Source organism: Paraburkholderia sp. GAS199 (assembly GCF_050436585.1).
Lineage (GTDB): Bacteria > Pseudomonadota > Gammaproteobacteria > Burkholderiales > Burkholderiaceae > Paraburkholderia.
The window spans coordinates 86,715-113,130 of the sequence record NZ_JBNDMM010000008.1; the positions used below are offsets into that span (position 1 = coordinate 86,715).

Below are 26,416 nucleotides of genomic sequence, written 5' to 3' on the forward strand. Positions count from 1 at the left end.
TCTAAAAGGAATCGAACGATGTCGTCTCCGGCCAATGCAAACGAGCGTCTCACGGACAACGCGTTCGCGCGCTATCCGAGTCTCGTCGACCGTACGGTGTTGATCACGGGCGGCGCGACCGGCATCGGCGCATCGTTCGTCGAGCATTTCGCGGCGCAAGGTGCGCGCGTCGCGTTCTTCGATATCGACGCGACCGAGGGCGAAGCACTCGCCGACAAACTCGGCGACTCGAAACACAAGCCACTGTTTCTGCCTTGCGATCTGACCGATATCGACGCGCTGCAAAAAGCGATCGCCGACGTGAAGGCCACGCTGGGTCCGATTCAGGTGCTGGTGAACAACGCGGCGAACGACAAGCGTCATTCGATCGGCGAAGTGACGCCCGAGTTTTTCAACGCGGGTATCGCGGTCAATATCCGCCATCAGTTTTTTGCGGCGCAAGCCGTGATGGAAGACATGAAGGCGGCCAAAGCCGGCTCGATCATCAACCTCGGTTCGATCAGCTGGATGCTGAAGAACGGCGGTTATCCGGTGTACGTGATGTCGAAAGCGGCGGTGCAGGGTTTGACGCGCGGGCTCGCGCGCGATCTCGGTCACTTCAATATTCGCGTCAATACGCTGGTGCCGGGCTGGGTCATGACGGACAAGCAGAAGCGTCTGTGGCTCGACGACGCGGGCCGTCGTTCGATCAAGGAAGGTCAGTGCATCGACGCCGAATTGCAGCCTGCGGACCTGGCGCGCATGGCACTGTTCCTTGCCGCCGACGACAGCGGCATGATCACGGCGCAGGACATCATCGTCGACGGAGGCTGGGCGTGAGTTCGGCACCGGGCACGCACGTGGCGGCAGCATTGCTGCTCGATACGAAATGCGCGCTGGGCGAAGGCGCTACCTGGTGCGCGAAAACCGGCCGCTTCTACTGGACCGATATCGAAGGTGCGCGCTTGTGGCGCTACGATCCGTCCGACGGTCAGAGCACGTTCTGGGACATGCCGGAGCGGCTCGCCACCTTCGCGCTGTGCGCTGATTCCAACGTGCTGTTGCTGGGTCTCGCCACACATCTCGCGTTCTTCGATCTCACCACGGGCGAGACGCGTCGTATCGTCGACGTGGAGCCCGGCCTGAACACGCGCGTCAACGACGGTCGTTGCGACCGGCAGGGCCGCTTCGTGTTCGGCACGAAAGACGAAGGTTCGCCGCTGCAGGCGGTGGGCGGCTTTTACCGTCTGAATCACGATCTTTCGCTGGAGCGTTTGTCGCTGCCCGCGCCGGCAATCTCCAACAGCATCGCCTTCAGCCCGGACGGCGCGACGATGTATTACTGCGATTCGCCGACCCGCGAAATTCGCACGTGCGACTACCGCGCCGACGGCAGCGTCGCCAACGACCGTCTGTTCGTCACGCTCACCGACGCGAGCGGCGAACCCGACGGCTCCACCGTCGATCGCGACGGCGGCCTGTGGAACGCGCAATGGGGCGGACGGCGCGTGGTGCGATACGGCCCCGACGGTGTGGAAACGGAGCGCGTGGAAGTGCCGACGGCGCAGCCGAGCTGCGTCGCCTTGGGTGGTGTGCAGCTCGATTCCTTGTACATCACGAGCGCGCGAGTCGGCCTCGATGCCGCCGCGCTCGCGGACGACGCGCATGCCGGCGGCGTTTTCAGGGTGGCGTCGGCGCGACGCGGTTTGCCCGAACCGGTATTCCAGGGCGCGCCCGCTTAGCGCAGAATGACGCTGCTCCGCTCGCGCGGCAGCAGTCAGTGCAGTCCGGCCGGATTCATTCCGGCGAATCAGAAGTCGATGTCGCAAAACCAGTGGCAGTAAATCGGCAGCACGCAGTTCGGACCCAGAGGCGACCAGTACACAAAGTCGCCCAACAACACCCGTCAGCAATGACGGAAACGTCCTACGCCTCTCGATGGAGCCAGATATGACTGTTGCGAATCTCGTTTCCGCTTCTTCTCAAACACGCCGCGCACGACTGAACGCGGCAGCCAATCCGGTGCTTCCGGGTCCCAGTACGTCGGCGGTCGCGGTCGGTGAAGTGAGCGCCGGCGATGTCGCCTGCGTCACGCTTGCCAATGCGCATCTGCGGCTCGATGTCGCGCCCACGCTCGGCGGCGGCGTGACCCGTTTCGACTGGCGCAACGACGGCGCGCTGACGCCGATTTTCCGGCGCTGCCGGCACGTCGCGGCCGACACGCAGCCGAACCAGCTCGCGTGTTATCCGCTGTTGCCGTATTCGAACCGCATCGGCGGCGGGCAATTCAACGTGGGAAGCCGGCGCGTCGAGGTGCCGTGCAATCGCGCCGACGAACCGCTGCCGATCCACGGCGACGGCTGGCTTTCGGCCTGGCAGGTTGCCGAAACGGACCGCGAGAGCGTGCGTCTGACGCTCGATCGCCACGACGGCAAACCCTACGCGTTTCGCGCGACGCAAACCTACACGCTGGACGGCCCGACGCTCGTCGTGACGCTGGAAATCGAAAACGCAGGGCGCGAGACCATGCCGTTCGGCCTCGGGTTGCATCCGTTTTTCGTGCGCGACACCGACACCGAGTTGTCCGCGGCAGCCGGCGGCCTGTGGCTTTCCGGGGACGACTGGCTGCCGGTGCGGCATGTGCCGGCGCCGCCCGCCTGGCAGTTCGGCGTGGCGTATCCGTTGCCGGAAACCATCGTCAATCATGCGTTCACCGGGTGGAGCGGGCAGGCCGCGGTGGTGTGGCCGAAACGCCGGCTCTCGCTGAATATCGCCGCCGACGCCGACTACTACGTTCTGTACACGCCGACCGGCCAGGACTTTTTCTGCTTCGAACCGGTCGATCACCCGATCAACGCGATGAATCTGGCCGGCGGCGCGAGCGAGAACGGCATGACCCTGCTGGCGCGCGGCGAGCGTCTGACGCGCACGTTCCGCTTCACCGTCGAGCGGACCGGCTTGCGTTCCATGCCGGGCGCGCGCGGCTCGCGTCGGCGTCAGTAGCTTCTGCGAACCCGCGGCTGCGAGCGTGCTCGCGCGCTTGCGCCGTGCCGGGCGCGCCGGGGTGAGCGGCGCAGGACGGGTAAAATACGCGCCTCTTCCGTTATCGGCTCGCCGCGAGACCCATCATGTCCAATTTCATCCAGACACTCAACGACGCCTGGCAGCGCACCAACTCGCTGCTGTGCGTCGGCCTCGATCCCGAGCCTACGAAATTCCCCGGCGCGATGGCCGGCCGCCCCGAGGCGATTTTCGACTTCTGCCGCACGATCGTCGACGCAACGGCGCCGTACGCCTCGTCGTTCAAACCGCAGATTGCCTACTTCGCGGCGCACCGCGCGGAAGATCAGCTCGAACAGCTGATCGCGCATATTCATGCGAATCATCCGGGTCTGCCGGTCATTCTGGACGCCAAGCGCGGCGATATCGGCAGCACGGCGGAGCAATACGCGCGCGAGGCGTTCGAGCGTTATCAGGCGGACGCGGTCACGGTGAATCCGTATATGGGTTTCGATTCGATCGAGCCGTACCTCGAGCACAAGGGCAAGGGCGTGATCGTGTTGTGCCGGACCTCGAATCCGGGCGGCTCCGATCTGCAATTCCTGGAAACGGGCGGCCGTCCGCTGTATCAGGTCGTCGCGAAACTGGCCGCTGAAAAATGGAATGCGAGCGGGCAGCTGAGCCTCGTGGTCGGCGCGACTTTTCCGAAGGAAATCGAAGTGGTGCGCGGCATCGTGGGTGACATGCCGCTGTTGATTCCGGGTATCGGCGCGCAAGGCGGCGACGTTCAGGCCACCGTGAACGCGGGCCGCACGGCGAATGGCACGGGCATGCTGATCAACTCGTCGCGGGCAATCATTTACGCCGGCAAGGACGAAGATTTCGCCGAAGCCGCTGCGCAAGCTGCGATGGAAACGCGCGACCGGATCAATGCGTTCCGGTAATGGATGGTTGCGGCTGATGCGGGCCGTTCCTGACCCAATCATGGCCGCGACGGCCGGCGGTTTTTACGCAGCCGGCCCCAGCCGCGCAATCAACCCGGCATGATGAGGATGCGCGGCCATCAGCGCATCGACGTCGGCGAGTTCGAATTCGCTGAATTCGAAGCCCGGCGCGACCGTGCAGCCGGCCAGCGCGAACGTCGCCGGGTCGGCGCATTCCGCGGCGAACCACGCGCCCGCGGGCACGACCGCCTGAAACACGGCGTCCACGTCGTTCAACGTGTTGCCTAGGCGATGCGTCACCAGCGTGCCGGCCGCGTCGAGTACGTGGACGTGCAACGGCTGACCCGCGTAGAAATGCCAGACTTCGTCGGATTTGATCCGATGCCACGCCGAGTGCGCGCCGTCGCAGAGCAAGTAGTAAATGGCGGTCGATGCCGAGCGCGTTTCGTCCGGCTCGTGTGAGCCGCCGACGCGCGCGACGCGCCCTTCGGACCGGTAAGTCTCACTGAAAAATCCGCCTTCGGGATGCGGCTTCAGATCGAAGCGGCGGATCAGTTCGTCTTTGTCTGTCGCGGATGCGGACATGCGGGCGCCGGTCAATGTTCGCGTTCGTCGAGCAGCGCCAGGACGCCGCGTAATGCGTGCGCGGCCGCCTGCACGCGGATTTTTTCCCGGTCGCCTTTGAATATTTTCGTCTCGACGGACGTGTGCAGACGGTTGCTCCAGGCAAACGAAACCATGCCGACCGGCTTGGTTTCGGTGCCGCCGCCAGGGCCGGCCACGCCGGTAATCGACAGCGATACCTGCGCGCGGCTGTTGCGCAGCGCGCCTTCCGCCATCGCCTTGGCCACCTGCTCGCTGACCGCGCCGTGTTTGTCGATCAGATCGGCCGGCACGCCGATCATTTCGCATTTCGCCTGATTCGAATACGTGACGAAACCACGATCGAACCAGCCGCTGCTGCCGGAGATGTCCGTGATCGCGGTGGCGACCATGCCGCCCGTGCAGGATTCGGCGGTGACGAGCAGCAAGCGTTCGTCACGCAGACGGTTGCTCACGCGAATCGCGAGTTGGTGAACGACTGAATCGGTAGGCATGGCGTCGATCCGGAAAGCGGAAATACGGACTAGGCGGATTAAGCGGCTAAATCGGCTAAAGGGCGACAGTGCGGCGAAGATGCAGCGACGGCGTTGCGACGAAGTGACCGCCGGTCAGATCGACATGCGCCACAGCGCGATGACGAGCAGCGTGAAAAACGCCGCAACGAGGTCATCGAACATGATGCCAAAGCCACCTTTCAGGCGGCGATCGAAATAACCGATGGGCGGCGGTTTCACCATGTCGAAGAAACGGAACACGACGAACGCCCAGCATTGCCCGACCAGCGTGACCGGCGTGACCATCAGCAGCACCAGCCAGAACGCGATGATTTCGTCCCACACCACCGGCGACGGATCGTCGGTGCCGAGCTTCTTCGCGGTGTAGCCGCAAATCGCAATGCCGCCGACAAAACCCACCGCGATCAGCACGCCCCATTCGATCACCGTCAGATAGCGGCTCAACACGGCAAACGACGCCCACGCGAACAGCGTGCCGACCGTACCCGGCGCCACCGGCGACAGGCCGCTGCCGAATCCGAGCGACAGGATGTGGGACGGATGCGACAGCATGAAACGCGCGGTAGCGCGGCGCGGCTGCGGACGCGGCGCGCGCGGACCGGAGGCGTCGGGCGGCGGGTTGCCGATGAGCTTGTCGGCAGGGCCGAGCGAGGGATCAGTCTGCATGAAAGTGATCGAAGCCTTGCAACGTCAATGTGAGCGGCTTGCCGGCGGCGTCGTGCCAGTTGATGACCGGACGGTCGGCCTCCGCTTGAAGGTCGCTTATTGTACCGATGCGCGTGACGGCCAAGTCCACCTCGTGGCCCGCGGTTTCGACCTTTTCGCGCGCCGCGACGGGCGCGGTGAAGCACAGTTCGTAGTCGTCGCCGCCGGCAAGCGTGCAGCGGCGCTGAATGTCGGGCGACAGGCGCTTCAGCGCGGCCGAGCGCGGCACGGCGTCGACATCGACCTTTGCGTCCAGACCGGAGCGTTCCAGAATGTGGCGCAGATCGCCCGCGAGGCCGTCCGAAAGATCGAGTGCGGCATGCGCGACGCCGCGCAACGCGCGACCCAATGCAACGCGCGGCTCCGGGCGCTCGAGGGCGCGACGAAATGTCGCAGCGTCGTCGGCGCTCGCCGACCACTCGCCGCGTTGCACGCCGAGACCCGCGCGCGCGTCGCCGAGTGTGCCGGAAACCCAGATGTCGTCGCCGGGTTGGGCGGCGTCGCGGCGCAGCGCGAGTTGCGGCGGGACGCTGCCGAATACCGTAATGCAGAGATTCAAGGGGCCGCTGGTGGTATCGCCGCCGATCAGGTCGCAACCGTAACGGTCTGCCAGCGTAAATAAGCCATTGCTGAAAGCAGCTAGCCAGGCTTCGTCCGCTTTGGGCAGCGAGAAGGCGAGCGTGAACGCCTGTGGCTGGGCGCCCATTGCCGCGAGATCCGAGAGATTCACGGCGAGCGTCTTGTGGCCCAGCGCTTCCGGATCGACATCCGCGAAGAAGTGGCGGCCTTCCACCAGCATGTCCGTCGAAATCGCCATCATTTCGCCTGGCGGCGGCGAGAGCAGGGCGCAGTCGTCGCCGATGCCGAGTTCCCCGTCTTGCTGGCGGCGTGATTGGGCGGTGGCGCGCCGGGTAAAGAATCGGTCGATCAGCGAGAACTCGGAAAGCATGGTGGCGTGCGTAATTGAAAAATACCGTGAAAACCCGCTAACAGCGCGTATCGTGCGCCTCGCCTGCCGGATATGCGCGCGATCGGCACGCAACTTCCGGATGGCGTCGGCGCGAGTCATGCTGCGCTGCAACTGCCTTTCGCACTGTTTCGGTCGCGGCAGTTGTACCCGTATTGAAGGAATCGAGCCGGCAATTAGGGCTACAATGCCGTCGAACATCTATTCTAATCCGCACTTCGAAGCCCGCCTTATGTCGACTCCCGTCAATAGCAAACTCCGCGAAGCCGCTCTCGATTATCACGAGTTCCCGACCCCCGGGAAGATCGCGATCGCCCCGACCAAGCAGATGATCAACCAGCGCGATCTCGCGCTGGCGTACTCGCCGGGCGTGGCCTTCGCTTGCGAAGAAATCGTCGAAAACCCGCTGAACGCCGCGCGTTTCACCGCGCGAAGCAACCTGGTCGGCGTCGTCACGAACGGCACCGCGGTGCTGGGTCTCGGCAACATCGGACCGCTGGCGTCCAAGCCGGTCATGGAAGGCAAGGCCGTGCTGTTCAAGAAGTTCGCCGGCATCGACGTGTTCGATATCGAGCTGAACGAATCCGATCCGCACAAGCTGGTCGACGTGATCGCCGCGCTCGAACCGACCTTCGGCGGCATCAACCTGGAAGACATCAAGGCGCCGGACTGCTTCATCGTCGAGCGCGAATGCCGCAAGCGCATGAAGATTCCGGTCTTCCACGACGACCAGCACGGTACGGCGATCGTCGTGGCGGCGGCCATCACCAACGGCCTGAAAGTGGTCGGCAAGAACATCAAGGACGTCAAGCTGGTGTCGTCCGGCGCGGGCGCAGCGGCGCTGGCCTGTCTGGACCTGCTGGTCGACATCGGCCTGCCGCTCGAAAACATCACGGTGACCGATCTGGCCGGCGTGGTCTACAAGGGCCGCGTCGAACTGATGGACCCGGACAAGGAACGCTTCGCGCGCGAAACCGACGCCCGCACGCTCGCTGAAGCGATTGGCGGCGCGGACGTGTTCCTCGGCCTCTCGGCCGGCGGCGTGCTGAAGCAGGACATGGTCAAGCAGATGGCCGACAAGCCGCTGATCCTGGCACTCGCGAACCCGACGCCGGAAATCCTGCCGGAACTGGCGCTGGAAGTGCGTCCGGACGCGGTTCTGTGCACGGGCCGCACCGACTACCCGAACCAGGTGAACAACGTTCTGGTGTTCCCGTTCCTGTTCCGCGGCGCGCTGGACGCGGGCGCGACGACGGTGACGCGTGAGATGGAAATCGCCGCGGTCAACGCGATTGCCGAACTGGCACGTCAGGAGCAGAGCGACATCGTCGCAACCGCTTACGGCATTGAGGACCTCTCGTTCGGTCCGGAATACCTGATTCCGAAGCCGTTCGACCCGCGCCTGATCGTGAAGGTCGCGCCGGCGGTGGCGAAGGCGGCGATGGATTGCGGCGTGGCCGAGCGTCCGATCGAAGACATGGACGCCTACGAACAGCATCTGCAGCAGTTCGTGTATCACAGCGGCACGACCATGAAGCCGATTTTCCAGCTGGCGCGTGGCGTCGAGCCGGAAAAGAAGCGCATCGTCTTCGCCGAGGGCGAGGAAGAGCGCGTGCTGCGCGCCATGCAGATCATCGTCGACGAAAAGCTGGCGAAGCCGATCCTGATCGGCCGCCCGGCCGTGATCGAGCAGCGTATTGCGCGCTTCGGTCTGCGTCTGGTCGCGGGTCAGGACTACACGGTCGTCAACACGGACCACGACGAGCGCTATCGCGATTTCTGGCAGACGTATCACAAGATGATGTCTCGCAAGGGCATCAGCGCGCAGATGGCGAAGCTCGAAATGCGCCGCCGCACCACGCTGATTGGCGCGATGCTGGTGGAAAAGGGCGAAGCCGACGGCATGATCTGCGGCACGGTGAGCACCACGCACCGTCATTTGCACTTCATCGACCAGGTGATCGGCAAGAAGGAAGGCGCGAAGGTGTACGCCGCCATGAACGCGCTGGTGCTGCCGAATCGCCAGATTTTCCTCGTCGACACGCACGTGAACGTCGATCCGACGCCGGAACAACTGGCTGAGATCACGATCATGGCCGCGGACGAAGTGCGCCGTTTCGGCATCGAGCCGAAGGTCGCGCTGCTGTCGCATTCGAACTTCGGCACGAGCGTTGCGCCGACCGCGCAGAAGATGCGCGACACGCTGGCAATCCTGCGCGAGCGCGCGCCGGAATTGCAGGTGGACGGCGAAATGCACGGCGACATCGCGCTCGACGCGAACCTGCGCCGCGAGATCATGCCGGACTCGACGCTCGAAGGCGACGCGAACCTGCTGGTGCTGCCGAACATCGACGCGGCCAACATCTCATACAACCTGCTGAAGACCGCCGCGGGCAATAACATCGCGATCGGTCCGATGCTGCTGGGTGCTGCCAAGCCGGTTCACGTGCTGACGTCGTCGGCAACGGTGCGCCGGATCGTCAACATGACGGCCTTGCTGGTGGCCGACGTGATCGCCACGCGTTAAGCGGCGTCCACGTAAGCCACTGCGGCCCGGCGCTCGTCGATCGAGGGCGCCGGGCAAAAAAAAGGCGTGCCCGCAATGGGCACGCCTTGGGTGAACAGGGGATAGCCACCCAAAAAAGGCTACTGAGATATCTCCGCCGCCGAGGCTCCTCGGAATCTGGCGCGAATCCCCGGCGTGACGCACTAACCGCCTGCAAAAAATCCTGCTTTCGCGCTGAAAGGCTAATCTTAGCTTGTGTAAGCTAATTATTCTGTCAAAAGTCGTCAAAGCCTGTCCAGGTATCGTTTCGGGCGAGTTTGGGGGCGTACGCTTGCCTGGGGATCGTTGATTCTGCGGTGCTTTAGCGATACCCTTACGACTTTCATGGTCGTCAAACTCGTGATCTAACAGCGGGGAACCTTGATTCATGGCACGCAAGTGGCAACGCATCAAAGGCGTGCTGATCGGTGCTTTGACGCTCTGTGCTCTATCTGGCCCCGTGCCTGGCGCGTTTGCGCGCGACTCCACGGCGCCCTCCAGTACAGACGCGCAGGTGCAGGGCACCGTCGCGCTGGCGCAGTTGCCGCGCGAAGCAGTCAATACATTGAACTTGATTGCCGCTGGCGGGCCTTACCCGTATGAGAAGGACGGCATCGTATTCGGCAACCGCGAACGATTGCTGCCGCCGCATAGGCGCGGCTATTACCACGAATACACCGTCCCTACGCCTCGCTCACGTAATCGCGGGGCGCGCCGCATCGTCTGTGGAGGTCCGCTCGAGCGAACCGACAACTGCTTCTACTCGGACGACCACTACACCAGTTTTAATCGTATTGTTGAATGACATCGGGATGAACGGCATGAGCGACAACGTCTACGCGCACGACACCGGAGTCGCGACGGATCTTTTCGCGGCCGGCGACGGCAATTTGTTCCAGCGCGTGATGCGATTGCGCGCCGGCGGTCAGGGCCATGATAACCAGAGCGAAGCCAGCACTGAGCTTTCATCGAATGAGGAGCCCATGAGTCTTTTCAAGACCGTACGACCGAACATCGTACAGTCGATCCGCGCCTTCCGCGTGCAGGATCTCGCTGACGAAGCCAATCAACTGGGGCAGCATTTCCTTTACGCGTACACGGCGAACGCGCAAAGCAAGCAGGAAGTTCTCGAGACCATCGCGACATCGTTCCTGTTTCCTAAGCACTTCGGGAAAAACTACGACGCGCTCTATGATTGCCTGACCGACCTCGTCCAGAAAGCGGGCACGCAGCCTGGTTTTGTCATCGTGCTCGATCAACTGCCGGTTGCGCAGAAGTTCGACAAGGAAGGCCGCGAGACTTTGCTCGACGTTTTCCGCGAGGCCGCCGAGTTCTGGGCCGAGCGCAAGGTTGCGTTCCGCGTCTTCTATTCGTTCGCGTAACCCACGCAATCGGCAACACGCTGCCCGATCATGCAAAAGGCCCGCCAATTGGCGGGCCTTTTGTTTGGAGTAAACCTTTCGGCGAAACCTTCCGCAAGGATTCTTCGCGGACGCGTTCTTTACCAGCCGCCCCAGCGCGCAGCGAGCGCCGACAACACCGCGATGCCCGCGGTCTCGGTGCGAAGCACGCGTGGTCCAAGGCCAACAGCCGTGAAGCCGTGCTCCGTCGCGGCCGCCTCTTCGGCCGCCGAAAAGCCGCCTTCCGGACCGACCAGCACCGTCACGCGACCGAACGGCGCGTCGGTGGGCAGCGCGGAAAAGCTGATGGTGGCGCGCGGCGACAGCAGAATGCGTAATTCGCCTTCCTCGGCGACGCGGGGCAGCGCCCCCAGCCACGTGGCGATTTCGCGCACGGGCATGACTTCCGGCAAACGGTTACGGCCGCACTGTTCGCACGAGGCGCGCACGATGCCCTGCCAATGCACGTGACGCCGCTGGGCGCGCTCGCCGGAGAGTCGTACGACGCTTCGTGTGGTGGTCAACGGGACGAAACACGATGCACCCAGTTCGACCGCCTTCTCGATCAGCCAATCCATTTTGTCGCCGCCGGCGATGCCTTGAGCGAGTGTGAGGTGATACGGCGCTTCCACTTCGACACGACGGAATTCGTGAATTCTCACCTTGACCGAGCGGCGCTCGACTTCGACGAGCTCGGCGCTGTGTTCGCCGCCCTCGCCATTGAACAGCACGACCGAATCGCCGGGTTGCAGGCGCAGCACGAGGATGTGGCGCGTGACGTCATCTGGCAACTGCATGATGTCGTCGGGCTTGAGAGGGGTACCGACGAAGAAGCGAGGCATCAGAGAAATACTCATTGGTTCACGAAAGGTGGCGAGCGAGCGCCCAGCGATAGCCGTCGAGGTCTTCGACCTGGGCGAACCGGTCGCCCCAGAACTGATCCTGTGGCTCGCTCAGCGATTTAGCGCCGGCGGTCAGTGCCCGCGCATAAACCGCGTCGACATCGTCGACATAGACATAGAACGATTGCGGGGCAATTGCGCCCGCGCTTTTGGGGGTTTTCGCCGCCGAGCCGAACGCGCCTTCCGGTGCGAACATCACTATCAACTGACCTTGATAAGTCATCTCGACGTGCATGACGACGCCGTCGTCCTGGACGCTGTCACGCAGTTCGAAGCCGAAAGCGGCCTGGAAGAACGCCGTGGCGGCCCGGGCGTCGCGCACCGTCAGATAGGGGGTCAACCAGGGCACACCGGCTGGGCGGGAGGCGGTCATGGAGTTCTCCGGATCGAGGGGGTTGCGGGGCGTGTGCCATGAAGCCAGTCGGTCGGACAGGTATCGATTCACACTACCGGCCGATTGGACCGTGCATTTTGCCCACGCCTTAGCTTGCTGGCTTTAAGAATTGACTTAGTTTATCGCGCACTGAGCGGAATGCGGAGAAGAGTGCGGGATGCATGTGCGGATCGTAGTGCTGCAGCGAGCCGAGTCCGCGTGCGGCCAATCTTGAAGTGAGCGCTTCGGTGGCGAGCGCCGCGGGATCGAGCGTGTCGCTGGCGGTCGCCATCATCCATAGCGAGCCGTAAAGCGGCACGAAGGCCGTCATCGTACGCACGACGGCGAACGTTTCGCGCAGGTCGTCGAGCAACTGGCCGATGCGCTCCGGATGAAAGTACGGCGAACCAAGGTGCATCGACAGGGCCGCGCCGGGGTTCATCACCCGTTTCAGTTGCGCGTAGAAACCCGGCGTGTAAAGGCCGGCCGCCGGCGAGTCGGGCGGCGTCAGGTCGAAAACGATCAGATCGAAGCCCATGTTGCCTAGAGCGCCGGCCGGTCCGGAGGCGGCGGCCACATAGTCGGCGGCGTCGCCGATGACCAGCTCGACCCGTGGATCGTCGAATGCGCCGCCGTGAACTTCCGGCAGATGCTCGCGCGTCAGACGCACCACGTCCGCGTCGAGTTCGGCCACCACGATCCGCTCGATGCACGCATGCCGCAACAGTTGCCGCGCGGCGCCGCCATCGCCGCCGCCCAGCACCAGCGCTGTGCGAGGCGCGGGATGGGCCAGCGCGGTCGGATGCACCATGCATTCGTGATAGATGAACTCGTCACCCGTCGAGGTCATCGGCCGGCCGTCGAGCGTGAACAGGCGGCCGAGCTGCGGCGTATCCCACACCTCGATGTGCTGATAGGCCGAGCGCACGCTGGCGAGCCGGCGCGCATGCTCGAAGCCGTAGACGGCGTCGCGATTCGGGTGGAACAGCAGGGTCGCGCTCATGGCGGGCAGGCTCCGTGCGGCGCGCGGCGGCACAGTGGATCGAGGTTGCCTGATTGTATCGGGCCACGCGCGGCGTGCCCCGGCGGGCGTCCGGACGGCCATTGCCGACAGCAATACGAGGGGGCTTTCCGAGCAGGACGGGGGCAACGTTCTGTTAGAATGTCACGCTTTCAGCCTTGTCCGTTTGCTCTGCCCGTTTCGCGTCTCCTGGCGCCGCACCGTGCGCCGAAGCGAACCGGCATTCGAGCATCCGGTCTTCGAGCGCGCACCGCTTTCTGACTCTGTCTCCGGACTCGACATGACGACCCCGTCTCCTGCACCCACCTCCCTGATGGCCAACGCAATCCGCGCGTTGTCCATGGATGCCGTTCAAAAAGCGAACTCCGGCCACCCCGGCATGCCGATGGGCATGGCCGAAATCGGCGTGGCCCTGTGGTCGCGTCATCTGCGCCACAACCCGAAGAACCCGCAATGGGCCGATCGCGACCGCTTCGTGCTGTCGAACGGTCACGGCTCGATGCTGCTGTACTCGCTGCTGCATCTGACCGGCTACGATTTGCCGATCGAAGAGTTGAAGAACTTCCGCCAGATGCATTCCAAGACGCCGGGTCACCCGGAATACGGCATCACGCCGGGCGTCGAAACGACCACCGGCCCGCTCGGCCAGGGTCTGGCGAATGCGGTCGGCATGGCGCTCGCCGAGTCGCTGCTCGCCACTGAGTTCAACAAGCCCGACGCAAGCATCGTCGACCACCACACCTACGTGTTCGTCGGCGACGGCTGCCTGATGGAAGGCATCTCGCACGAAGCCTGTTCGCTGGCCGGCGTGTTGAAGCTGAACAAGCTGATCGCGTTCTACGACGACAACGGCATCTCGATCGACGGCGAAGTGGTGCACTGGTTCCACGACGACACGCCGAAGCGCTTCGAAGCATACGGCTGGAACGTCATCCCGAACGTGATCGGTCACGACGTCGAAGCCGTGGACGCGGCGATCAAGCAGGCCAAGCTGTCGGACAAGCCGACGCTGATCTGCTGCAAGACCGTGATCGGCGAAGGCGCGCCGACCAAGGCCGGCAGCCACGATTCGCACGGCTCGCCGCTGGGCGACAAGGAAATCGCGGCCACGCGCGAAAAGATCGGCTGGAAGTGGGAACCGTTCGTGATTCCGGCTGAAGTCTACGCAGCGTGGGACGCCAAGGAAGCCGGCGCGCGCATCGAATCCGAGTGGGACAAAGCCTTCGCAGCCTACGCGGCGAAGTACCCGCAGGAAGCGGCTGAATTCAAGCGCCGCGACGCGAAGCAACTGCCCGCCGACTGGAAAGAAAAGGCCAAGGCCATCATCGCCGGCGCAAACGAGCGCGCGGAAACGGTCGCTACGCGCAAGGCGTCGCAGCAGGCCATCGAAGGTCTGTCGGCAGTTCTGCCGGAACTGCTCGGCGGCTCGGCCGACCTGACCGGTTCGAACCTGACCAACTGGAAGGCCGCCAAGCCGGTGCGCGTCAACGCGGAAGGCAAGGCTGCGGGCAACTACGTCAACTACGGCGTGCGTGAATTCGGCATGAGCGCCGCGATCAACGGTATCGCGCTGCACGGCGGCTTCAAGGCGTTCGGCGGCACGTTCCTGACGTTCTCGGACTACAGCCGCAACGCATTGCGCGTGGCCGCGCTGATGAAAGCGCCGTCGATCTTCGTGTTCACGCACGACTCGATCGGCCTCGGCGAAGACGGTCCGACTCACCAGTCGATCGAACACGTCGCAAGCCTGCGTCTGATTCCGCATCTGCAAGTGTGGCGCCCGGCCGATACGGTTGAAACCGCCGTGGCCTGGACGCACGCCGTCGAACATCATGGCCCGTCGTGCCTGATTTTCAGCCGTCAGAACCTGCCGTTCTCGGAGCGCACGGACGCGCAGATCGCCAACATCGAGAAGGGCGGTTACGTGTTGCGCGACTGGAACGACGAAATCGTCGCGCGCAAGATCATCCTGATCGCGACGGGTTCGGAAGTGGAACTGGCGCTGAACGCGATCGAGCCGCTGGCGCGCGAAGGCATTGCGGCACGTGTCGTGTCCATGCCGTCCACCACCGTGTTCGACATGCAGGACGCCGAGTACCGTGAGCGCGTGCTGCCGCACGGCGTGCGCCGCGTCGCGATCGAAGCGGGCGTAACGGATTTCTGGCGCAAGTACGTGGGTCTGGAAGGCGGCGTGGTCGGTATCGACACGTTCGGCGAATCGGCCCCGGCTGGCGTGCTGTTCAAGCATTTCGGCTTCACCGTCGAGAACGTGGTAGAGACGGCCAAAGCCGCACTCGGCTGATCGGCGAACACGCGTTGCCGTTCGCGTGCGAACGCGCGGCAACGCAGCCAGTCAGACGATTAGAAACGTATTTTTTTAGCCATCAGGAGATAGACCATGACGATTCGCGTCGCAATCAACGGCTACGGCCGGATCGGCCGCAACACGCTGCGCGCCTTCTATGAAAACGGCAAGAAGCACGATATCGAAATCGTCGCCATCAACGATCTGGGCGATGCCAAGACCAACGCTCACCTGACGCAATACGACACCGCGCACGGCAAATTCCCGGGCGAAGTGTCGGTCGACGGCGACTACCTGGTCGTGAACGGCGACAAGATCCGCGTGCTGGCCAATCGCAATCCGGCCGAACTGCCGTGGGGCGAGTTGAACGTCGACGTCGTGCTGGAATGCACGGGCTTTTTCACGACCAAGGAAAAGGCGAGCGCGCACATCAAGGGCGGCGCAAAGAAGGTGATCATCTCGGCGCCGGGCGGTAAAGACGTCGACGCAACGATCGTCTACGGCGTCAACCACAATGTGCTGAAGGCATCGGACACGGTGATCTCGAACGCATCGTGCACGACCAACTGCCTGGCACCGCTGGTCAAGCCGCTGAATGACAAGATCGGTCTGGTGAACGGTCTGATGACCACGATCCACGCCTACACGAACGACCAGGTTCTGACGGACGTGTACCACGAAGACCTGCGCCGTGCGCGTTCGGCCACGCATAGCCAGATCCCGACCAAGACCGGCGCTGCGTCGGCAGTCGGCCTGGTGCTGCCGGAACTGAACGGCAAGCTCGACGGCTACGCGATTCGCGTCCCGACGATCAACGTGTCGGTCGTCGATCTGTCGTTCATCGCCGCGCGCGACACGACGGTCGAAGAAGTCAACGCGATCATGAAGGAAGCGTCGGAAGGCTCGTTGAAGGGCATCCTCGGTTACAACGATGCACCGCTCGTGTCGATCGACTTCAACCACAACCCGGCTTCGTCGACGTTCGACGCAACGCTGACCAAGGTGTCGGGCCGTCTGGTGAAGGTGTCGAGCTGGTACGACAACGAATGGGGCTTCTCGAACCGCATGCTGGACACGGCCGTGGCACTGGCCAACGCCAAGTAAGCACGACGCTTCGTGTTCCCCGCGGCCCGCCCAGGTCGTCAGGGCAACCGAAAAAAAACCGCTCTTCGGAGCGGTTTTTTTATGTCCGCGACGACGGCCTCGGCAAAGTCAGGTCGACCGTCGGATCATGTAGTGTTCGAAAAGCGCTTCCCTGACGTGAAAAAGCCGCAAAAAGACTTACGGTAAGGCAACGGCGTGCGCCCGTAATAAATCTGCGGAAAGGCGGAAAAGGGCGCAAAAAAGGGCGTGAAAGGGCGCAAAAAAACCCGGCCCGATTGGCATCGGCCGGGTTTTTTCTGCCGGCCGGACCGCGCACCCCGACGCATCCGGCGGCCTGTCTGTCTGGCGTCAGTGCTTGCGATGCGGGCAGTTTTCCTTGGTGCACGCACCGTAAAGCGCCAGCGCGTGCTCCTGCAGCTTGAAGCCGCGTTCCTTCGCGATGGACTGCTGACGGCTTTCGATTTCGGAGTCGAAAAATTCTTCGACGAGGCCGCAATCGAGGCACACCAGGTGGTCGTGGTGCGACCCTTCGTTCAGCTCGAACACGGCCTTGCCGGACTCGAAATTGCTGCGCGAAAGCAAGCCGGCCTGTTCGAACTGCGTGAGTACGCGATACACGGTTGCGAGGCCGATATCGAGTTCCTCATGCAGCAGATTGCGGTAGACGTCTTCCGCGGTCAGGTGGCGCACCGGGCTGTGCTGAAAAATCTCAAGGATTTTGAGGCGCGGAAGGGTCGCCTTGAGCCCGATATTCTTGAGATCGGTTGGATTGGTCATGACAAGGGATCCCTAGAGTACAATGCTGGGCTCTCATAGTAATGTGTTTAGCCGTTCTGGTCATCTTCGATGGAATGAAACTCGCGCGGCTCGTCAGCGGGCCCGCACGGTGAGTGAAATGATTTCAAAATCTCAATTGATCTACCGGGGGAGCCGCATGCGGGGTACCTTGATCGCTGTTGCGACTGTCGCGGTTCTTGCCGGATGTTCCACTTACGACAGCCTGACGCAGCGTGTTGCCCAAAGCATTACGCCGTACCGGATTACGGTGGTGCAGGGTAATTTCGTGTCGAAAGAAGCGGCTGCGCAACTTCAGGTTGGCCAGTCGCGAGCACAGGTGCGCCAACTGCTCGGCACGCCGTTGTTGACAGACATGTTCCACGCCGACCGCTGGGACTACGTGTTTTATTTCAAGCGCGGTTCGACGAACGTCGTGCAGGAGCGCGATCTGGTCCTGAACTTCGCGGGTGATCGTCTCGCGAGCTGGTCGGGTGGTGAAGATTTGCCGTCCAACCTCGAATTGCTGGCCGAAATCGACGGTGATCGTCGCGGCAAGAAAGCTGCGGCACCGAGCGCAAGCGCGGCTGCCAGTGCGCCGGCTGCCGCCTCGGCGCCGGTCACGGTGGATACCACGCGCTCGCCGTCGGTCGATGGCGCCGCAGCGGCCGCCGTGCCGTCAACGGACGCAAACGCCGAAGCCGCGCAGGCCGCCAATCGTGCGACCAATGCCGTGCAAGCGCCCACGGGCAAGACGCAGTCGTCGGCACGGGCCTCGGTGCCCACGGCAAATGGCGGCGGTGTTCCGCCGCAAGGTCCCACGGCCGCCGGTCAGCCGCAGTTCCAGTTCCATCGTCCGCCGCCGCCGCAAGTGCCGGGCAGCCAGGACAACCCGGTGGGTCCGACGGGCTCGCAGAACAGCAACGGCGGTCCGACGCTCAACGCGCCGCTCACGGCGCCGGCTCCCGCTTCGGGAACAGGCGGCTAATCGCGCTGTCCCTGTCTTAAGACGGGCGCTGCATGCGGGCAACGCGCCGTGTGCAGCGCCCGTCCTGCTTTGTGCCGTACCAATCTGGACGGCGTGTCTGGGCGTCATGCCCGGCGCCGTCGCTTTTGCCCGCATTTGCCGGGTTTTGACTCTTCGAACCCTCGTAGCCATGAAAATTGCCATTGCTGGCGCATCGGGCCGTATGGGCCGCATGCTCATCGAAACCGTTCTTAACGATCCGGAAGCCACGCTCACCGGCGCACTCGACCGTGTCGGCGCCCCGCAACTCGGTCAGGATGCCGGCGCGTTTCTCGGCAAGCAGACAGGCGTGCTGCTGACCGACGACATCGAACGCGTTTTCGCCGAATCCGATTACCTGATCGACTTCACGCGTCCGGAAGGCACGCTGGTTCATCTGGAAGCCGCGCAGCGTCACGGCGTGAAAATGGTGATCGGCACGACCGGTTTCGACAACGAGCAGAAAGAGCAACTGCGCGCGGCCGCGGCGAACATCGCGATCATGTTCTCGTCGAATATGAGCGTGGGCGTCAACGTCACGCTGAAGCTGCTGGAATACGCGGCAAAGCACTTCGCCACCGGCTACGACATCGAAATCATCGAAGCGCATCACCGTCACAAGGTCGACGCGCCGTCGGGCACCGCGCTCACGATGGGCGAGGTGATCGCCAGCGCGCTGGGCCGCAATCTCGACGACTGCGCGGTCTATAGCCGCGAAGGTGTGACCGGCGAACGCGATCCGTCCACGATCGGCTTTTCGGCAATTCGCGGCGGCGATATCGTCGGTGACCACACGGTGCTGTTCGCGGGCATCGGCGAGCGCATCGAAATCACGCACAAATCGGCAAGCCGTCTGTCTTATGCACAAGGCGCGCTGCGCGCGGTGCGTTTCCTCGAAAGCCATCAGAACGGCTTCTTCGATATGCAGGACGTGCTCGGCCTGCGCTGAGCGTGTCATCGGGCCGGGCTTATTCCGGCCCGGCTGCGTCCCTGAAATCACTTTCCGATAGCGAGGTCAGATGGCAGGCAGCGGCATCACCCATTACCTGCAAACGAGCGACGCCATCACGCACGGCGTCGCGTACGTGCTGCTGGCTATGTCGATTGCGAGCTGGTGTTTTCTGATCGTCAAAAGCTGGATGCTGACGCGCGCCAAACGCCAGGCGCCGCGAGCGATCGCGCAGTTCTGGCAGGCGCCGACCTTGTCCGAAGGCGTATCCGTGCTGAGGCGCGTAGACCGCGAGCGGGTGTTTTCGCCGCTCGCCGAAGCCGCGCTGCATGCCGCCGAAGTCGATATTCCAGGGGCGCTGCTGGCGCGCGTCGAACGCAGCGAACGCGTATTGCGCGCGTTGCGGCAGGCGCTCAACGCGTCGCAGCGGCGGCTCGAGTTCGGGCAAGTGCTGCTGGCTTCCGTGGGCAGTACGGCGCCGTTCGTCGGGCTGCTCGGCACGGTCTGGGGCATTTATCACGCGCTCGGCAGCATCGCGGCGAGCGGGCAGGCGCAGATCGAAAACGTCGCCGGACCGGTGGGCGAAGCGCTCATCATGACGGCCTTCGGTCTGGTCGTGGCCATTCCTGCGGTGCTCGCCTATAACGTCCTCGGACGGCTCGTGCGGCAATTGTCGGAAGAACTCGACGGCTTCGCGCACGACCTGCACGCCTACGTGTGCGCGCCGGTCGAAGGCGCGCCGCGCAGCACGGAACACGCGGTCGCGGCGCAGGCGCGCTGAGTCTCGCGGTCAGGCAAAGGAGGCGACATGGCATTCGGCGGACTCGAGAAAAAGCAGACGGCCGCGCCCATGGCGGAGATCAACATGACGCCGTTGATCGACGTGATGCTGGTGCTGCTGGTCATTTTTATCATTACCGCGCCTTTGTTCACGCACGCGATCCGGCTCGATTTGCCCAAGGTTGCGGCCGCGCCGGCCCGCCAGACGCCGCAAACCATTTCCCTTTCCATCGACGCCGCCGGCAAGCTCTACTGGAACGGCACGGCCATCACGCTCCAGCAGATGCGCACGCAGTTCGCGCAAGCCGGCAAACAGGGCGATCAGCCCGAAATCCAGTTGCGCGCCGAGCGCTCCACGCGTTACGAAGTGATCGCGCAGGTCATGGGCGCGGCGCAGCAGGCGGGTCTCGAACGCATCGGCTTCGTGACCGATCCTCCGCCACCGGGTAGCGGGCAATAGCGCATACGGCGTCGGTAGCGCGAAACGCCGTGGCATCACGCGTCTTGCCGCCACATCCTGGCGCGCGGCGCACCCGTCCGCGAACGGTATAATCAGCCCTTTCCCCCGCACAGCGGGGCAACGACGCAATTTCATCCAGCAGAGCACCAGGCGGTCGGTGCGAAAGCACCGAACCCAGCGATCCCATCACACCATGCACGAAAAATACGTTCCCTCCGACGTCGAATCCGCCGCGCAAGGGCAATGGCGCGCCCATGACGCGTACAAGTCGACGGAAACCACCGACAAGCCCAAGTACTATTGCGTCTCGATGCTGCCGTACCCGTCGGGCAAGCTGCACATGGGTCACGTCCGCAACTACACGATCAACGACGTGATGTACCGCTATCTGCGGATGAACGGTTACAACGTGCTGATGCCGATGGGCTGGGACGCGTTCGGTATGCCGGCGGAAAACGCCGCGATGGCCAACAACGTGCCGCCCGCGAAGTGGACCTACGACAACATCGCTTACATGAAGAAGCAGATGCAGTCGATGGGCCTCGCGATCGACTGGTCGCGCGAAATCGCCACCTGCAGCCCGGATTACTACAAGTGGAACCAGTGGCTGTTCCTGAAGATGCTCGAAAAGGGCATCGCGTACAAGAAAACCGGCACCGTCAACTGGGACCCGGTCGATCAAACCGTGCTCGCCAACGAGCAGGTGATCGACGGACGCGGCTGGCGTTCGGGCGCGCTGGTCGAAAAGCGCGAAATCCCGATGTACTACATGCGCATCACGCAGTACGCGGACGAACTGCTGAACGATCTCGAAGGTCTCGGCTGGCCCGAGCGCGTCAAGATCATGCAGCAGAACTGGATCGGCAAGAGCTTCGGCGTGAACTTCGGTTTCCCGTATGAAATCGACGGCGAACAGAAACTGCTGCGCGTGTTCACCACGCGTGCCGACACGGTCATGGGCGTGACGTTCTGCGCCATCGCCGCGGAGCATCCGCTCGCCACGCGTCTCGCGCAGGACAAGCCGGAACTGCAGGCTTTCATCGAAGAATGCAAACGCGGCGGCGTGGCCGAAGCCGACGTCGCAACCATGGAAAAGAAGGGCATGGGCACGGGTTTCTACGTCACGCATCCGCTGACGCAGGAACAGGTCGAAGTGTGGATCGGCAACTACGTGCTGATGAGCTACGGCGAAGGCGCGGTGATGGGCGTGCCCGCACACGACGAGCGCGACTTCGCGTTCGTGAAGAAATACAACCTGCCGATCAAGCAGGTCGTGGCGGTCGAAGGCAAGGAGTTCTCGACCGAAGCCTGGCAGGAATGGTACGGCGAGAAGACCGGCACGCTGATCAATAGCGGCAAGTACGACGGTCTCACGTACGAAAAGGCCGTCGACCAGATCGCCGCCGATCTCAAGGAGCTCGGCCTCGGCGACAAACAGATCACGTGGCGTCTGCGTGACTGGGGCGTGTCGCGTCAGCGTTACTGGGGCACGCCGATTCCGATCATCCACTGCCCGACGTGCGGCGACGTGCCGGTGCCGGAAAAGGATCTGCCGGTCGTGCTGCCGGAAGACCTCGTGCCGGACGGCACGGGCAATCCGCTCGCCAAGTCCGAAGCGTTCGTGAACTGCACCTGCCCGACGTGCGGCGGCGCGGCGAAGCGCGAAACCGACACGATGGACACCTTCGTCGACTCGTCCTGGTATTTTTACCGCTACGCGTCGCCGGACGCGAAGACCATGGTCGACGAGCGCACCGATTACTGGGCGCCGATGGACCAGTACATCGGCGGCATCGAACACGCGATTCTTCACCTGTTGTACTCGCGCTTCTGGGCCAAGGTCATGCGCGACCTCGGTCTGGTCAAGTTCGGCGAGCCGGCCAAAAACCTGCTCACGCAGGGCATGGTGCTCAACGAAACCTATTACCGCGAAAACGAAGCGGGCAAGAAGACCTGGTACAACCCGGCCGACGTCACGGTCTCGTTCGACGACAAGGGCCGCCCGGTCGGCGCTGTGCTGAACTCGGACGGTGAAGCCGTGGTGCTGGGCGGCGTCGAGAAGATGTCGAAGTCGAAGAACAATGGCGTCGACCCGCAGTTGCTGATCGATCAGCACGGTGCCGACACCGCGCGTCTGTTCGTGATGTTCGCCGCACCGCCCGAGCAGCAGCTCGAGTGGTCCGGTTCGGGTGTGGAAGGCGCGAGCCGCTTCCTGCGTCGCGTGTGGAATTTCGCGCAGTCGAACGAAGCTGCGCTGCGTTCCGGCGGCGCGTTCGACGCCGCAAACCAGAACGACGCCGACAAGGCGCTGCGCCGCGAAATCTACAGCGTGCTCAAGCAGGCCGACTTCGACTATCAGCGTTTGCAGTACAACACGGTGGTGTCGGCGGCCATGAAAATGCTCAACGCGCTCGACAGCGCGAAGGGCGCGCAAGCGGCCGTGCTGCGCGAAACGTATAGCGTCATGCTGCGCGTGCTGTATCCGGTCGTGCCGCACCTCACCTTCCAGATCTGGCAGGAACTCGGTTACGCCGACGAATTCGGTTCGCTGCTGGACGCGGCATGGCCGAAGGTCGACGAAAAGGCGCTGGAACAGGCTGAAATCGAACTCGTGCTGCAGGTCAACGGCAAGGTTCGCGGCGCGATCACCGTGGCAAAAGATGCTTCGCGCGAAGCCATCGAACAGCTGGCGGCGGCACACGAAATGGTGGCGAAGTTCAGCGAAGGCAAGGCCCCGAAAAAGATCATCGTGGTGCCGGGCCGACTCGTGAACGTGGTCGTCTGACGGCGTACGCAAACATGGCAGCAGGCAGGGCGCCGCTTCATGCGGCCGCGCTGCCGGCGCTGCGCAATCTACTGCGAACCCAGGAGCCAATGTGACTCGCAGATTGTTTTTGACGGCGGCATGCAGCGTGTTGATGTTGTCCGCGTGCGGCTTCCAGCTGCGCGGCCAGCAGGATTACGCGTTTAAACGTCTCTACATTTCCGGCGGCACACCTGCCGGCGCGGCACGTTTGACCCGCATGGTGCAGGGCGGCAGCGACACCGTCGTGGTGACGTCGCCTGCCAACGCCGATGCCACCTTGCAGATCAGCATCGGCCGCGACCAGAGCACACTGACGCTGAATTCGCTGGGTGTCGTCGAAGAGTACGCGTTGAATCTGTACATGACGTACTCGCTCACCGGCAAGGACGGCACCGTGCTGATTCCTCCGAGCATCATCGCGCTGAATCGCGCCATGACGTACAGCGATCAGTACTCGCAAGCGAAGGCGGCGGAGTCCGATATCCTGTTTGCGGACATGGAAAACGACGCCGTCGATCAGCTGAGCCGCCGGCTCGCGCTGGTGAAGTCGATGCATCCGGCGCGCGGGCAGGAAGTGCCTGGTGTTGCGCCGCGCGCGCCTTTGCCGCCGCCGCCGCTGTGAGCACGCCGATTTTGTCTTCGTCCAACCTCGCCGACCGGTAGCCATGCAACTGCGACTTGACGCGCTCGAAGCGCATCTCGCCAAGGGACTCGCCGGACTGTACGTCGTGTACGGCGACGAGCACCTGCTCGCTCAGGAAGCGTGCGACCGCATCCGTGCCAGCGCGCGTGGCGCCGGTTTCACCGACCGTTCGGTGTTCACCGTCGAGCGAGGCTTCGACTGGAGTTCGCTGCTGGGCGCGAGCCAGTCGATGTCGCTGTTCGGCGACCGTCAACTGGTCGAGTTGCGCATTCCGTCCGGCAAACCCGGCAAGGAAGGCGCGGACGCGCTCAAGGCGCTCGCGGCGTCCGTCAACGACGACGTGCTCACCATGATCACCCTGCCGCGGCTTGACGCGGCCACGCAGAAGTCGGCGTGGTTCAGCGCGTTGTCCGATGCGGGTGTCGCGCTGAAGATCGACCCGGTGGAACGCGCGCAATTGCCGAACTGGGTGGGTCAGCGGCTCGCGGCTCAGAATCAGCGCGTGGCAGCGGGTGAAGAAGGGCGGCGCGCGTTGGCGTTCATCGCCGAGCGCGTCGAGGGCAACCTGCTGGCCGCGCATCAGGAAATCCAGAAGCTCGGGCTGCTGTATCCCGCCGGAACGCTGAGCTTCGAGCAGGTGCACGATGCCGTGCTCAATGTCGCGCGCTACGACGTGTTCAAGCTGAACGAAGCCATGCTGGCCGGCGACGTCGGCCGTCTGTCGCGCATGCTCGACGGCTTGCGCGGCGAGGGCGAGGCGGCGGTGCTGGTGCTGTGGGCCGTCGTCGAGGAATTGCGCACGCTGTTGCGAATCAAGCGTGGCGTATCGGCCGGCAAACCGCTTGCGATGCTGGTGCGCGAGAACCGTGTCTGGGGTCCGCGTGAACGTCTGATCGGGCCTGCGTTGTCGCGCGTAACAGAAACTGCGCTCGAGAAAGCGCTGGCGTTGGCGGCGCGCTTGGACCGCCAGGTGAAGGGCTTGTCCGGTGGCACGCCCGGCAATCATCTCAACGACCCGCCGCCCGATCCGTGGGACGGCCTGTTCGAACTGGCCATGACCGTGGCAGCGCCGAAAACGGCGCCCGTGCCGCCGGCGCGACCTCGTATCGCGCCTGCAACGTCGGCACGACGCCCAGCCTGAACGGGCATGTCCGACGCGTTTTGCCCGTCGTGTCATGCCGGCGGTGCGGCAAGCAAAGCACCTGCACCCGACTTACAATCGTTTTATCTTCCGCTCATTCTGTCCGTCCGCCGCACTTGAAGTGCGCGGCACCACGAGAATCACCATGGATATCGACCAGTACATGACCGACCTCGGCCGCCGCGCCCGCCACGCTTCGCGTGCGATGGCGCGTGCCTCGACGGCGGCGAAGAATGCGGCGCTCGCGGCCGTGGCCGAAGCGATCGAACGCGACGCGGCGTCGCTGAAAGAAGCCAATTTGCGCGACGTGGCGCGCGCACGCGACAAAGGTCACGACGCGGCATTCATCGACCGGCTGACGCTGTCCGACAAGGCGCTCCGGACCATGGTCGAAGGCTTGCGGCAAGTCGCTGCGCTGGCCGATCCGATCGGCGAGATCAGCAACCTGAAGTTTCGTCCGAGCGGCATCCAGGTGGGGCAGATGCGCGTTCCCCTGGGCGTCATCGGCATCATCTATGAATCGCGCCCGAACGTGACCATCGACGCGGCGGCGCTGTGCCTGAAGTCCGGCAACGCCACGATTCTGCGCGGCGGCTCCGAAGCGCTCGAGTGCAACACGGCGCTGGCGAAGCTGATCGGCGAAGGTCTGGAAGCCGCGGGCCTGCCGCAGGACGCGGTGCAAGTGGTGGCCACGTCGGACCGCGCCGCGGTCGGCAAGCTCATCACCATGACGGAGTACGTCGACGTAATCGTGCCGCGCGGCGGCAAGAGCCTGATCGAGCGCCTCATGAACGAAGCGCGCGTGCCGATGATCAAGCACCTCGACGGCATCTGCCATGTGTACGTGGACGACCGCGCCGATCTGGCCAAAGCGCTGACCGTCTGCGACAACGCGAAGACGCATCGCTACGGCACGTGTAACACGATGGAAACCTTGTTGGTGGCGCGCGGCATCGCTGCCGAAGTGCTGCCGCCGCTGGGCAAGCTGTATCGCAACAAAGACGTGGAGTTGCGCGTGGACGCCGCCGCACGCGCGGTGCTCGCGGACGCCGGGGTGAGCCCGCTCGTCGACGCAACCGAAGAAGACTGGCGCACCGAGTATCTCGCGCCGGTGCTGGCGATCAAGGTGGTCGAGAACCTCGACGCGGCGATCGAGCACATCAACGAATACAGTTCGCATCACACCGACGCGATCGTCACCGAAGACCACGACCGTGCCATGCGCTTCCTGCGCGAAGTCGATTCGGCGAGCGTGATGGTCAACGCATCGACGCGTTTCGCCGACGGCTTCGAGTTCGGCCTGGGTGCCGAAATCGGTATCTCCAACGACAAACTTCATGCGCGCGGACCGGTCGGACTCGATGGCCTGACCTCGCTCAAGTATGTCGTGCTGGGTCATGGCGAAGGCCGTCAATAAGGCTTCGCGAAGCAGGCAGCGCTAGCAGGAGTCGGCAAGCGCTGGAAAGGCGGCTGCGTCATGCAGCCGCTTTCGCT

The 26,416-nt window shown here is 63.7% G+C and carries 25 protein-coding genes; 17 read left to right on the forward strand and 8 right to left on the reverse strand.

Annotation, left to right across the window (positions count from 1 at the left end):
• The first annotated feature begins 18 nt into the window (after positions 1-18).
• The 4 genes from P3T18_RS27245 to pyrF all read left to right on the forward strand — a co-directional run bounded on the left by P3T18_RS27245 (position 19) and on the right by pyrF (position 3,923).
• Positions 19-819 carry an SDR family NAD(P)-dependent oxidoreductase gene (locus P3T18_RS27245; RefSeq protein WP_429303071.1) on the forward strand — a complete coding sequence of 267 codons (801 nt, stop codon included), beginning with the start codon at positions 19-21 and terminating at the stop codon, positions 817-819.
• A complete protein-coding gene (locus P3T18_RS27250; RefSeq protein ID WP_429303072.1) occupies positions 816-1,721 on the forward strand; it encodes an SMP-30/gluconolactonase/LRE family protein in 906 nt (301 codons plus the stop codon). Before P3T18_RS27245 ends, P3T18_RS27250 begins: the two co-directional genes overlap by 4 nt.
• A gap of 208 nt (positions 1,722-1,929) precedes the next feature.
• Positions 1,930-2,982: an aldose 1-epimerase gene (locus P3T18_RS27255; protein ID WP_429303073.1), complete on the forward strand. Its 1,053-nt coding sequence runs from the start codon at positions 1,930-1,932 to the stop codon at positions 2,980-2,982.
• 125 nt (positions 2,983-3,107) lie between these two features.
• Positions 3,108-3,923 (forward strand): orotidine-5'-phosphate decarboxylase, encoded by an 816-nt coding sequence (gene pyrF / locus P3T18_RS27260; protein WP_429303074.1) that lies wholly within the window; start codon positions 3,108-3,110, stop codon positions 3,921-3,923.
• Positions 3,924-3,986: 63 nt separating this feature from the next.
• On the opposite strand, the gene P3T18_RS27265 is transcribed toward pyrF, so the two are convergent.
• The 4 genes from P3T18_RS27265 to thiL all read right to left on the reverse strand — a co-directional run bounded on the left by P3T18_RS27265 (position 3,987) and on the right by thiL (position 6,695).
• Positions 3,987-4,508 carry a cupin domain-containing protein gene (locus tag P3T18_RS27265; RefSeq protein ID WP_429303075.1) on the reverse strand — a complete coding sequence of 174 codons (522 nt, stop codon included), beginning with the start codon at positions 4,506-4,508 and terminating at the stop codon, positions 3,987-3,989.
• An 11-nt stretch (positions 4,509-4,519) separates the two neighbouring features.
• Positions 4,520-5,020 carry a CinA family protein gene (locus P3T18_RS27270; protein WP_429303076.1) on the reverse strand — a complete coding sequence of 167 codons (501 nt, stop codon included), beginning with the start codon at positions 5,018-5,020 and terminating at the stop codon, positions 4,520-4,522.
• A 114-nt stretch (positions 5,021-5,134) separates the two neighbouring features.
• Positions 5,135-5,707: a phosphatidylglycerophosphatase A family protein gene (locus P3T18_RS27275; RefSeq protein ID WP_429303077.1), complete on the reverse strand. Its 573-nt coding sequence runs from the start codon at positions 5,705-5,707 to the stop codon at positions 5,135-5,137.
• Positions 5,697-6,695, reverse strand: a complete 999-nt coding sequence (thiL, locus tag P3T18_RS27280) for a thiamine-phosphate kinase (RefSeq protein ID WP_429303078.1) — start codon at positions 6,693-6,695, stop codon at positions 5,697-5,699. The genes P3T18_RS27275 and thiL overlap by 11 nt, the downstream gene beginning before the upstream one ends.
• A 205-nt stretch (positions 6,696-6,900) precedes the next feature.
• Here thiL and P3T18_RS27285 point away from each other — a divergent pair, with 205 nt between their 5' ends.
• From P3T18_RS27285 to P3T18_RS27295, 3 genes are all read left to right on the forward strand, one after another.
• Positions 6,901-9,240, forward strand: a complete 2,340-nt coding sequence (locus P3T18_RS27285; RefSeq protein WP_429303079.1) for an NADP-dependent malic enzyme — start codon at positions 6,901-6,903, stop codon at positions 9,238-9,240.
• Positions 9,241-9,646: 406 nt separating this feature from the next.
• A complete protein-coding gene (locus P3T18_RS27290) occupies positions 9,647-10,063 on the forward strand; it encodes a ribonuclease (protein WP_429303080.1) in 417 nt (138 codons plus the stop codon).
• A 16-nt stretch (positions 10,064-10,079) separates the two neighbouring features.
• On the forward strand, positions 10,080-10,640 hold the full coding sequence (locus P3T18_RS27295; RefSeq protein WP_429303412.1) for a barstar family protein: 561 nt from the start codon (positions 10,080-10,082) through the stop codon (positions 10,638-10,640).
• Positions 10,641-10,759: 119 nt separating this feature from the next.
• On the opposite strand, the gene P3T18_RS27300 is transcribed toward P3T18_RS27295, so the two are convergent.
• The 3 genes from P3T18_RS27300 to speE form a co-directional block, all read right to left on the reverse strand.
• Positions 10,760-11,500, reverse strand: coding sequence for a 16S rRNA (uracil(1498)-N(3))-methyltransferase (locus P3T18_RS27300; protein ID WP_429303081.1), 741 nt, complete (start codon positions 11,498-11,500; stop codon positions 10,760-10,762).
• A 19-nt stretch (positions 11,501-11,519) separates the two neighbouring features.
• A complete protein-coding gene (locus P3T18_RS27305; RefSeq protein WP_429303082.1) occupies positions 11,520-11,933 on the reverse strand; it encodes a VOC family protein in 414 nt (137 codons plus the stop codon).
• 109 nt (positions 11,934-12,042) lie between these two features.
• Positions 12,043-12,936, reverse strand: a complete 894-nt coding sequence (gene speE, locus P3T18_RS27310) for a polyamine aminopropyltransferase (RefSeq protein ID WP_429303083.1) — start codon at positions 12,934-12,936, stop codon at positions 12,043-12,045.
• Between the two features lie 298 nt (positions 12,937-13,234).
• Between speE and tkt the strand changes: the two genes are divergently transcribed.
• Complete coding sequence (gene tkt / locus P3T18_RS27315) at positions 13,235-15,256, forward strand: transketolase (RefSeq protein WP_429303084.1); 2,022 nt, start codon at positions 13,235-13,237, stop codon at positions 15,254-15,256.
• Between the two features lie 96 nt (positions 15,257-15,352).
• Positions 15,353-16,363, forward strand: coding sequence for a type I glyceraldehyde-3-phosphate dehydrogenase (gene gap / locus P3T18_RS27320; protein ID WP_408182856.1), 1,011 nt, complete (start codon positions 15,353-15,355; stop codon positions 16,361-16,363).
• A gap of 348 nt (positions 16,364-16,711) precedes the next feature.
• Here the strand turns inward: gap and fur are convergent, their stop codons facing one another.
• A complete protein-coding gene (gene fur, locus P3T18_RS27325; RefSeq protein WP_012434340.1) occupies positions 16,712-17,140 on the reverse strand; it encodes a ferric iron uptake transcriptional regulator in 429 nt (142 codons plus the stop codon).
• A gap of 157 nt (positions 17,141-17,297) precedes the next feature.
• Between fur and bamE the strand changes: the two genes are divergently transcribed.
• The 8 genes from bamE (at position 17,298) to P3T18_RS27365 (ending at position 26,339) form a co-directional block, all read left to right on the forward strand.
• Complete coding sequence (gene bamE, locus P3T18_RS27330; protein ID WP_429303085.1) at positions 17,298-18,125, forward strand: outer membrane protein assembly factor BamE domain-containing protein; 828 nt, start codon at positions 17,298-17,300, stop codon at positions 18,123-18,125.
• Positions 18,126-18,294: 169 nt separating this feature from the next.
• Positions 18,295-19,092: a 4-hydroxy-tetrahydrodipicolinate reductase gene (gene dapB / locus P3T18_RS27335; protein WP_429303086.1), complete on the forward strand. Its 798-nt coding sequence runs from the start codon at positions 18,295-18,297 to the stop codon at positions 19,090-19,092.
• A 70-nt stretch (positions 19,093-19,162) separates the two neighbouring features.
• Positions 19,163-19,873: a MotA/TolQ/ExbB proton channel family protein gene (locus P3T18_RS27340; protein ID WP_429303087.1), complete on the forward strand. Its 711-nt coding sequence runs from the start codon at positions 19,163-19,165 to the stop codon at positions 19,871-19,873.
• A 27-nt stretch (positions 19,874-19,900) separates the two neighbouring features.
• Positions 19,901-20,332, forward strand: a complete 432-nt coding sequence (locus tag P3T18_RS27345) for an ExbD/TolR family protein (protein WP_429303088.1) — start codon at positions 19,901-19,903, stop codon at positions 20,330-20,332.
• Between the two features lie 193 nt (positions 20,333-20,525).
• Entirely contained in the window at positions 20,526-23,117 is a 2,592-nt protein-coding gene (gene leuS, locus P3T18_RS27350; protein ID WP_429303089.1) for a leucine--tRNA ligase, read from the forward strand.
• Positions 23,118-23,208: 91 nt separating this feature from the next.
• Entirely contained in the window at positions 23,209-23,760 is a 552-nt protein-coding gene (gene lptE / locus P3T18_RS27355) for an LPS assembly lipoprotein LptE (protein WP_429303090.1), read from the forward strand.
• A 43-nt stretch (positions 23,761-23,803) separates the two neighbouring features.
• Entirely contained in the window at positions 23,804-24,922 is a 1,119-nt protein-coding gene (gene holA / locus P3T18_RS27360; protein ID WP_429303091.1) for a DNA polymerase III subunit delta, read from the forward strand.
• A gap of 145 nt (positions 24,923-25,067) precedes the next feature.
• Positions 25,068-26,339: a glutamate-5-semialdehyde dehydrogenase gene (locus P3T18_RS27365; protein ID WP_429303092.1), complete on the forward strand. Its 1,272-nt coding sequence runs from the start codon at positions 25,068-25,070 to the stop codon at positions 26,337-26,339.
• The last annotated feature ends 77 nt before the right edge of the window (positions 26,340-26,416 follow it).

Coding starts and splice junctions, on each gene's coding strand:
- P3T18_RS27245 (WP_429303071.1), top strand. CDS start 19: ATGTCGTCTCCGGCCAATGCAAACGAGCGTCTCACGGACAACGCGTTC.
- P3T18_RS27255 (WP_429303073.1), top strand. CDS start 1,930: ATGACTGTTGCGAATCTCGTTTCCGCTTCTTCTCAAACACGCCGCGCA.
- pyrF (WP_429303074.1), top strand. CDS start 3,108: ATGTCCAATTTCATCCAGACACTCAACGACGCCTGGCAGCGCACCAAC.
- P3T18_RS27265 (WP_429303075.1), bottom strand. CDS start 4,508: ATGTCCGCATCCGCGACAGACAAAGACGAACTGATCCGCCGCTTCGAT.
- P3T18_RS27270 (WP_429303076.1), bottom strand. CDS start 5,020: ATGCCTACCGATTCAGTCGTTCACCAACTCGCGATTCGCGTGAGCAAC.
- P3T18_RS27275 (WP_429303077.1), bottom strand. CDS start 5,707: ATGCAGACTGATCCCTCGCTCGGCCCTGCCGACAAGCTCATCGGCAAC.
- thiL (WP_429303078.1), bottom strand. CDS start 6,695: ATGCTTTCCGAGTTCTCGCTGATCGACCGATTCTTTACCCGGCGCGCC.
- P3T18_RS27285 (WP_429303079.1), top strand. CDS start 6,901: ATGCCGTCGAACATCTATTCTAATCCGCACTTCGAAGCCCGCCTTATG.
- P3T18_RS27290 (WP_429303080.1), top strand. CDS start 9,647: ATGGCACGCAAGTGGCAACGCATCAAAGGCGTGCTGATCGGTGCTTTG.
- P3T18_RS27295 (WP_429303412.1), top strand. CDS start 10,080: ATGAGCGACAACGTCTACGCGCACGACACCGGAGTCGCGACGGATCTT.
- P3T18_RS27300 (WP_429303081.1), bottom strand. CDS start 11,500: ATGCCTCGCTTCTTCGTCGGTACCCCTCTCAAGCCCGACGACATCATG.
- P3T18_RS27305 (WP_429303082.1), bottom strand. CDS start 11,933: ATGACCGCCTCCCGCCCAGCCGGTGTGCCCTGGTTGACCCCCTATCTG.
- speE (WP_429303083.1), bottom strand. CDS start 12,936: ATGAGCGCGACCCTGCTGTTCCACCCGAATCGCGACGCCGTCTACGGC.
- tkt (WP_429303084.1), top strand. CDS start 13,235: ATGACGACCCCGTCTCCTGCACCCACCTCCCTGATGGCCAACGCAATC.
- gap (WP_408182856.1), top strand. CDS start 15,353: ATGACGATTCGCGTCGCAATCAACGGCTACGGCCGGATCGGCCGCAAC.
- fur (WP_012434340.1), bottom strand. CDS start 17,140: ATGACCAATCCAACCGATCTCAAGAATATCGGGCTCAAGGCGACCCTT.
- bamE (WP_429303085.1), top strand. CDS start 17,298: ATGCGGGGTACCTTGATCGCTGTTGCGACTGTCGCGGTTCTTGCCGGA.
- dapB (WP_429303086.1), top strand. CDS start 18,295: ATGAAAATTGCCATTGCTGGCGCATCGGGCCGTATGGGCCGCATGCTC.
- P3T18_RS27340 (WP_429303087.1), top strand. CDS start 19,163: ATGGCAGGCAGCGGCATCACCCATTACCTGCAAACGAGCGACGCCATC.
- P3T18_RS27345 (WP_429303088.1), top strand. CDS start 19,901: ATGGCATTCGGCGGACTCGAGAAAAAGCAGACGGCCGCGCCCATGGCG.
- leuS (WP_429303089.1), top strand. CDS start 20,526: ATGCACGAAAAATACGTTCCCTCCGACGTCGAATCCGCCGCGCAAGGG.
- holA (WP_429303091.1), top strand. CDS start 23,804: ATGCAACTGCGACTTGACGCGCTCGAAGCGCATCTCGCCAAGGGACTC.
- P3T18_RS27365 (WP_429303092.1), top strand. CDS start 25,068: ATGGATATCGACCAGTACATGACCGACCTCGGCCGCCGCGCCCGCCAC.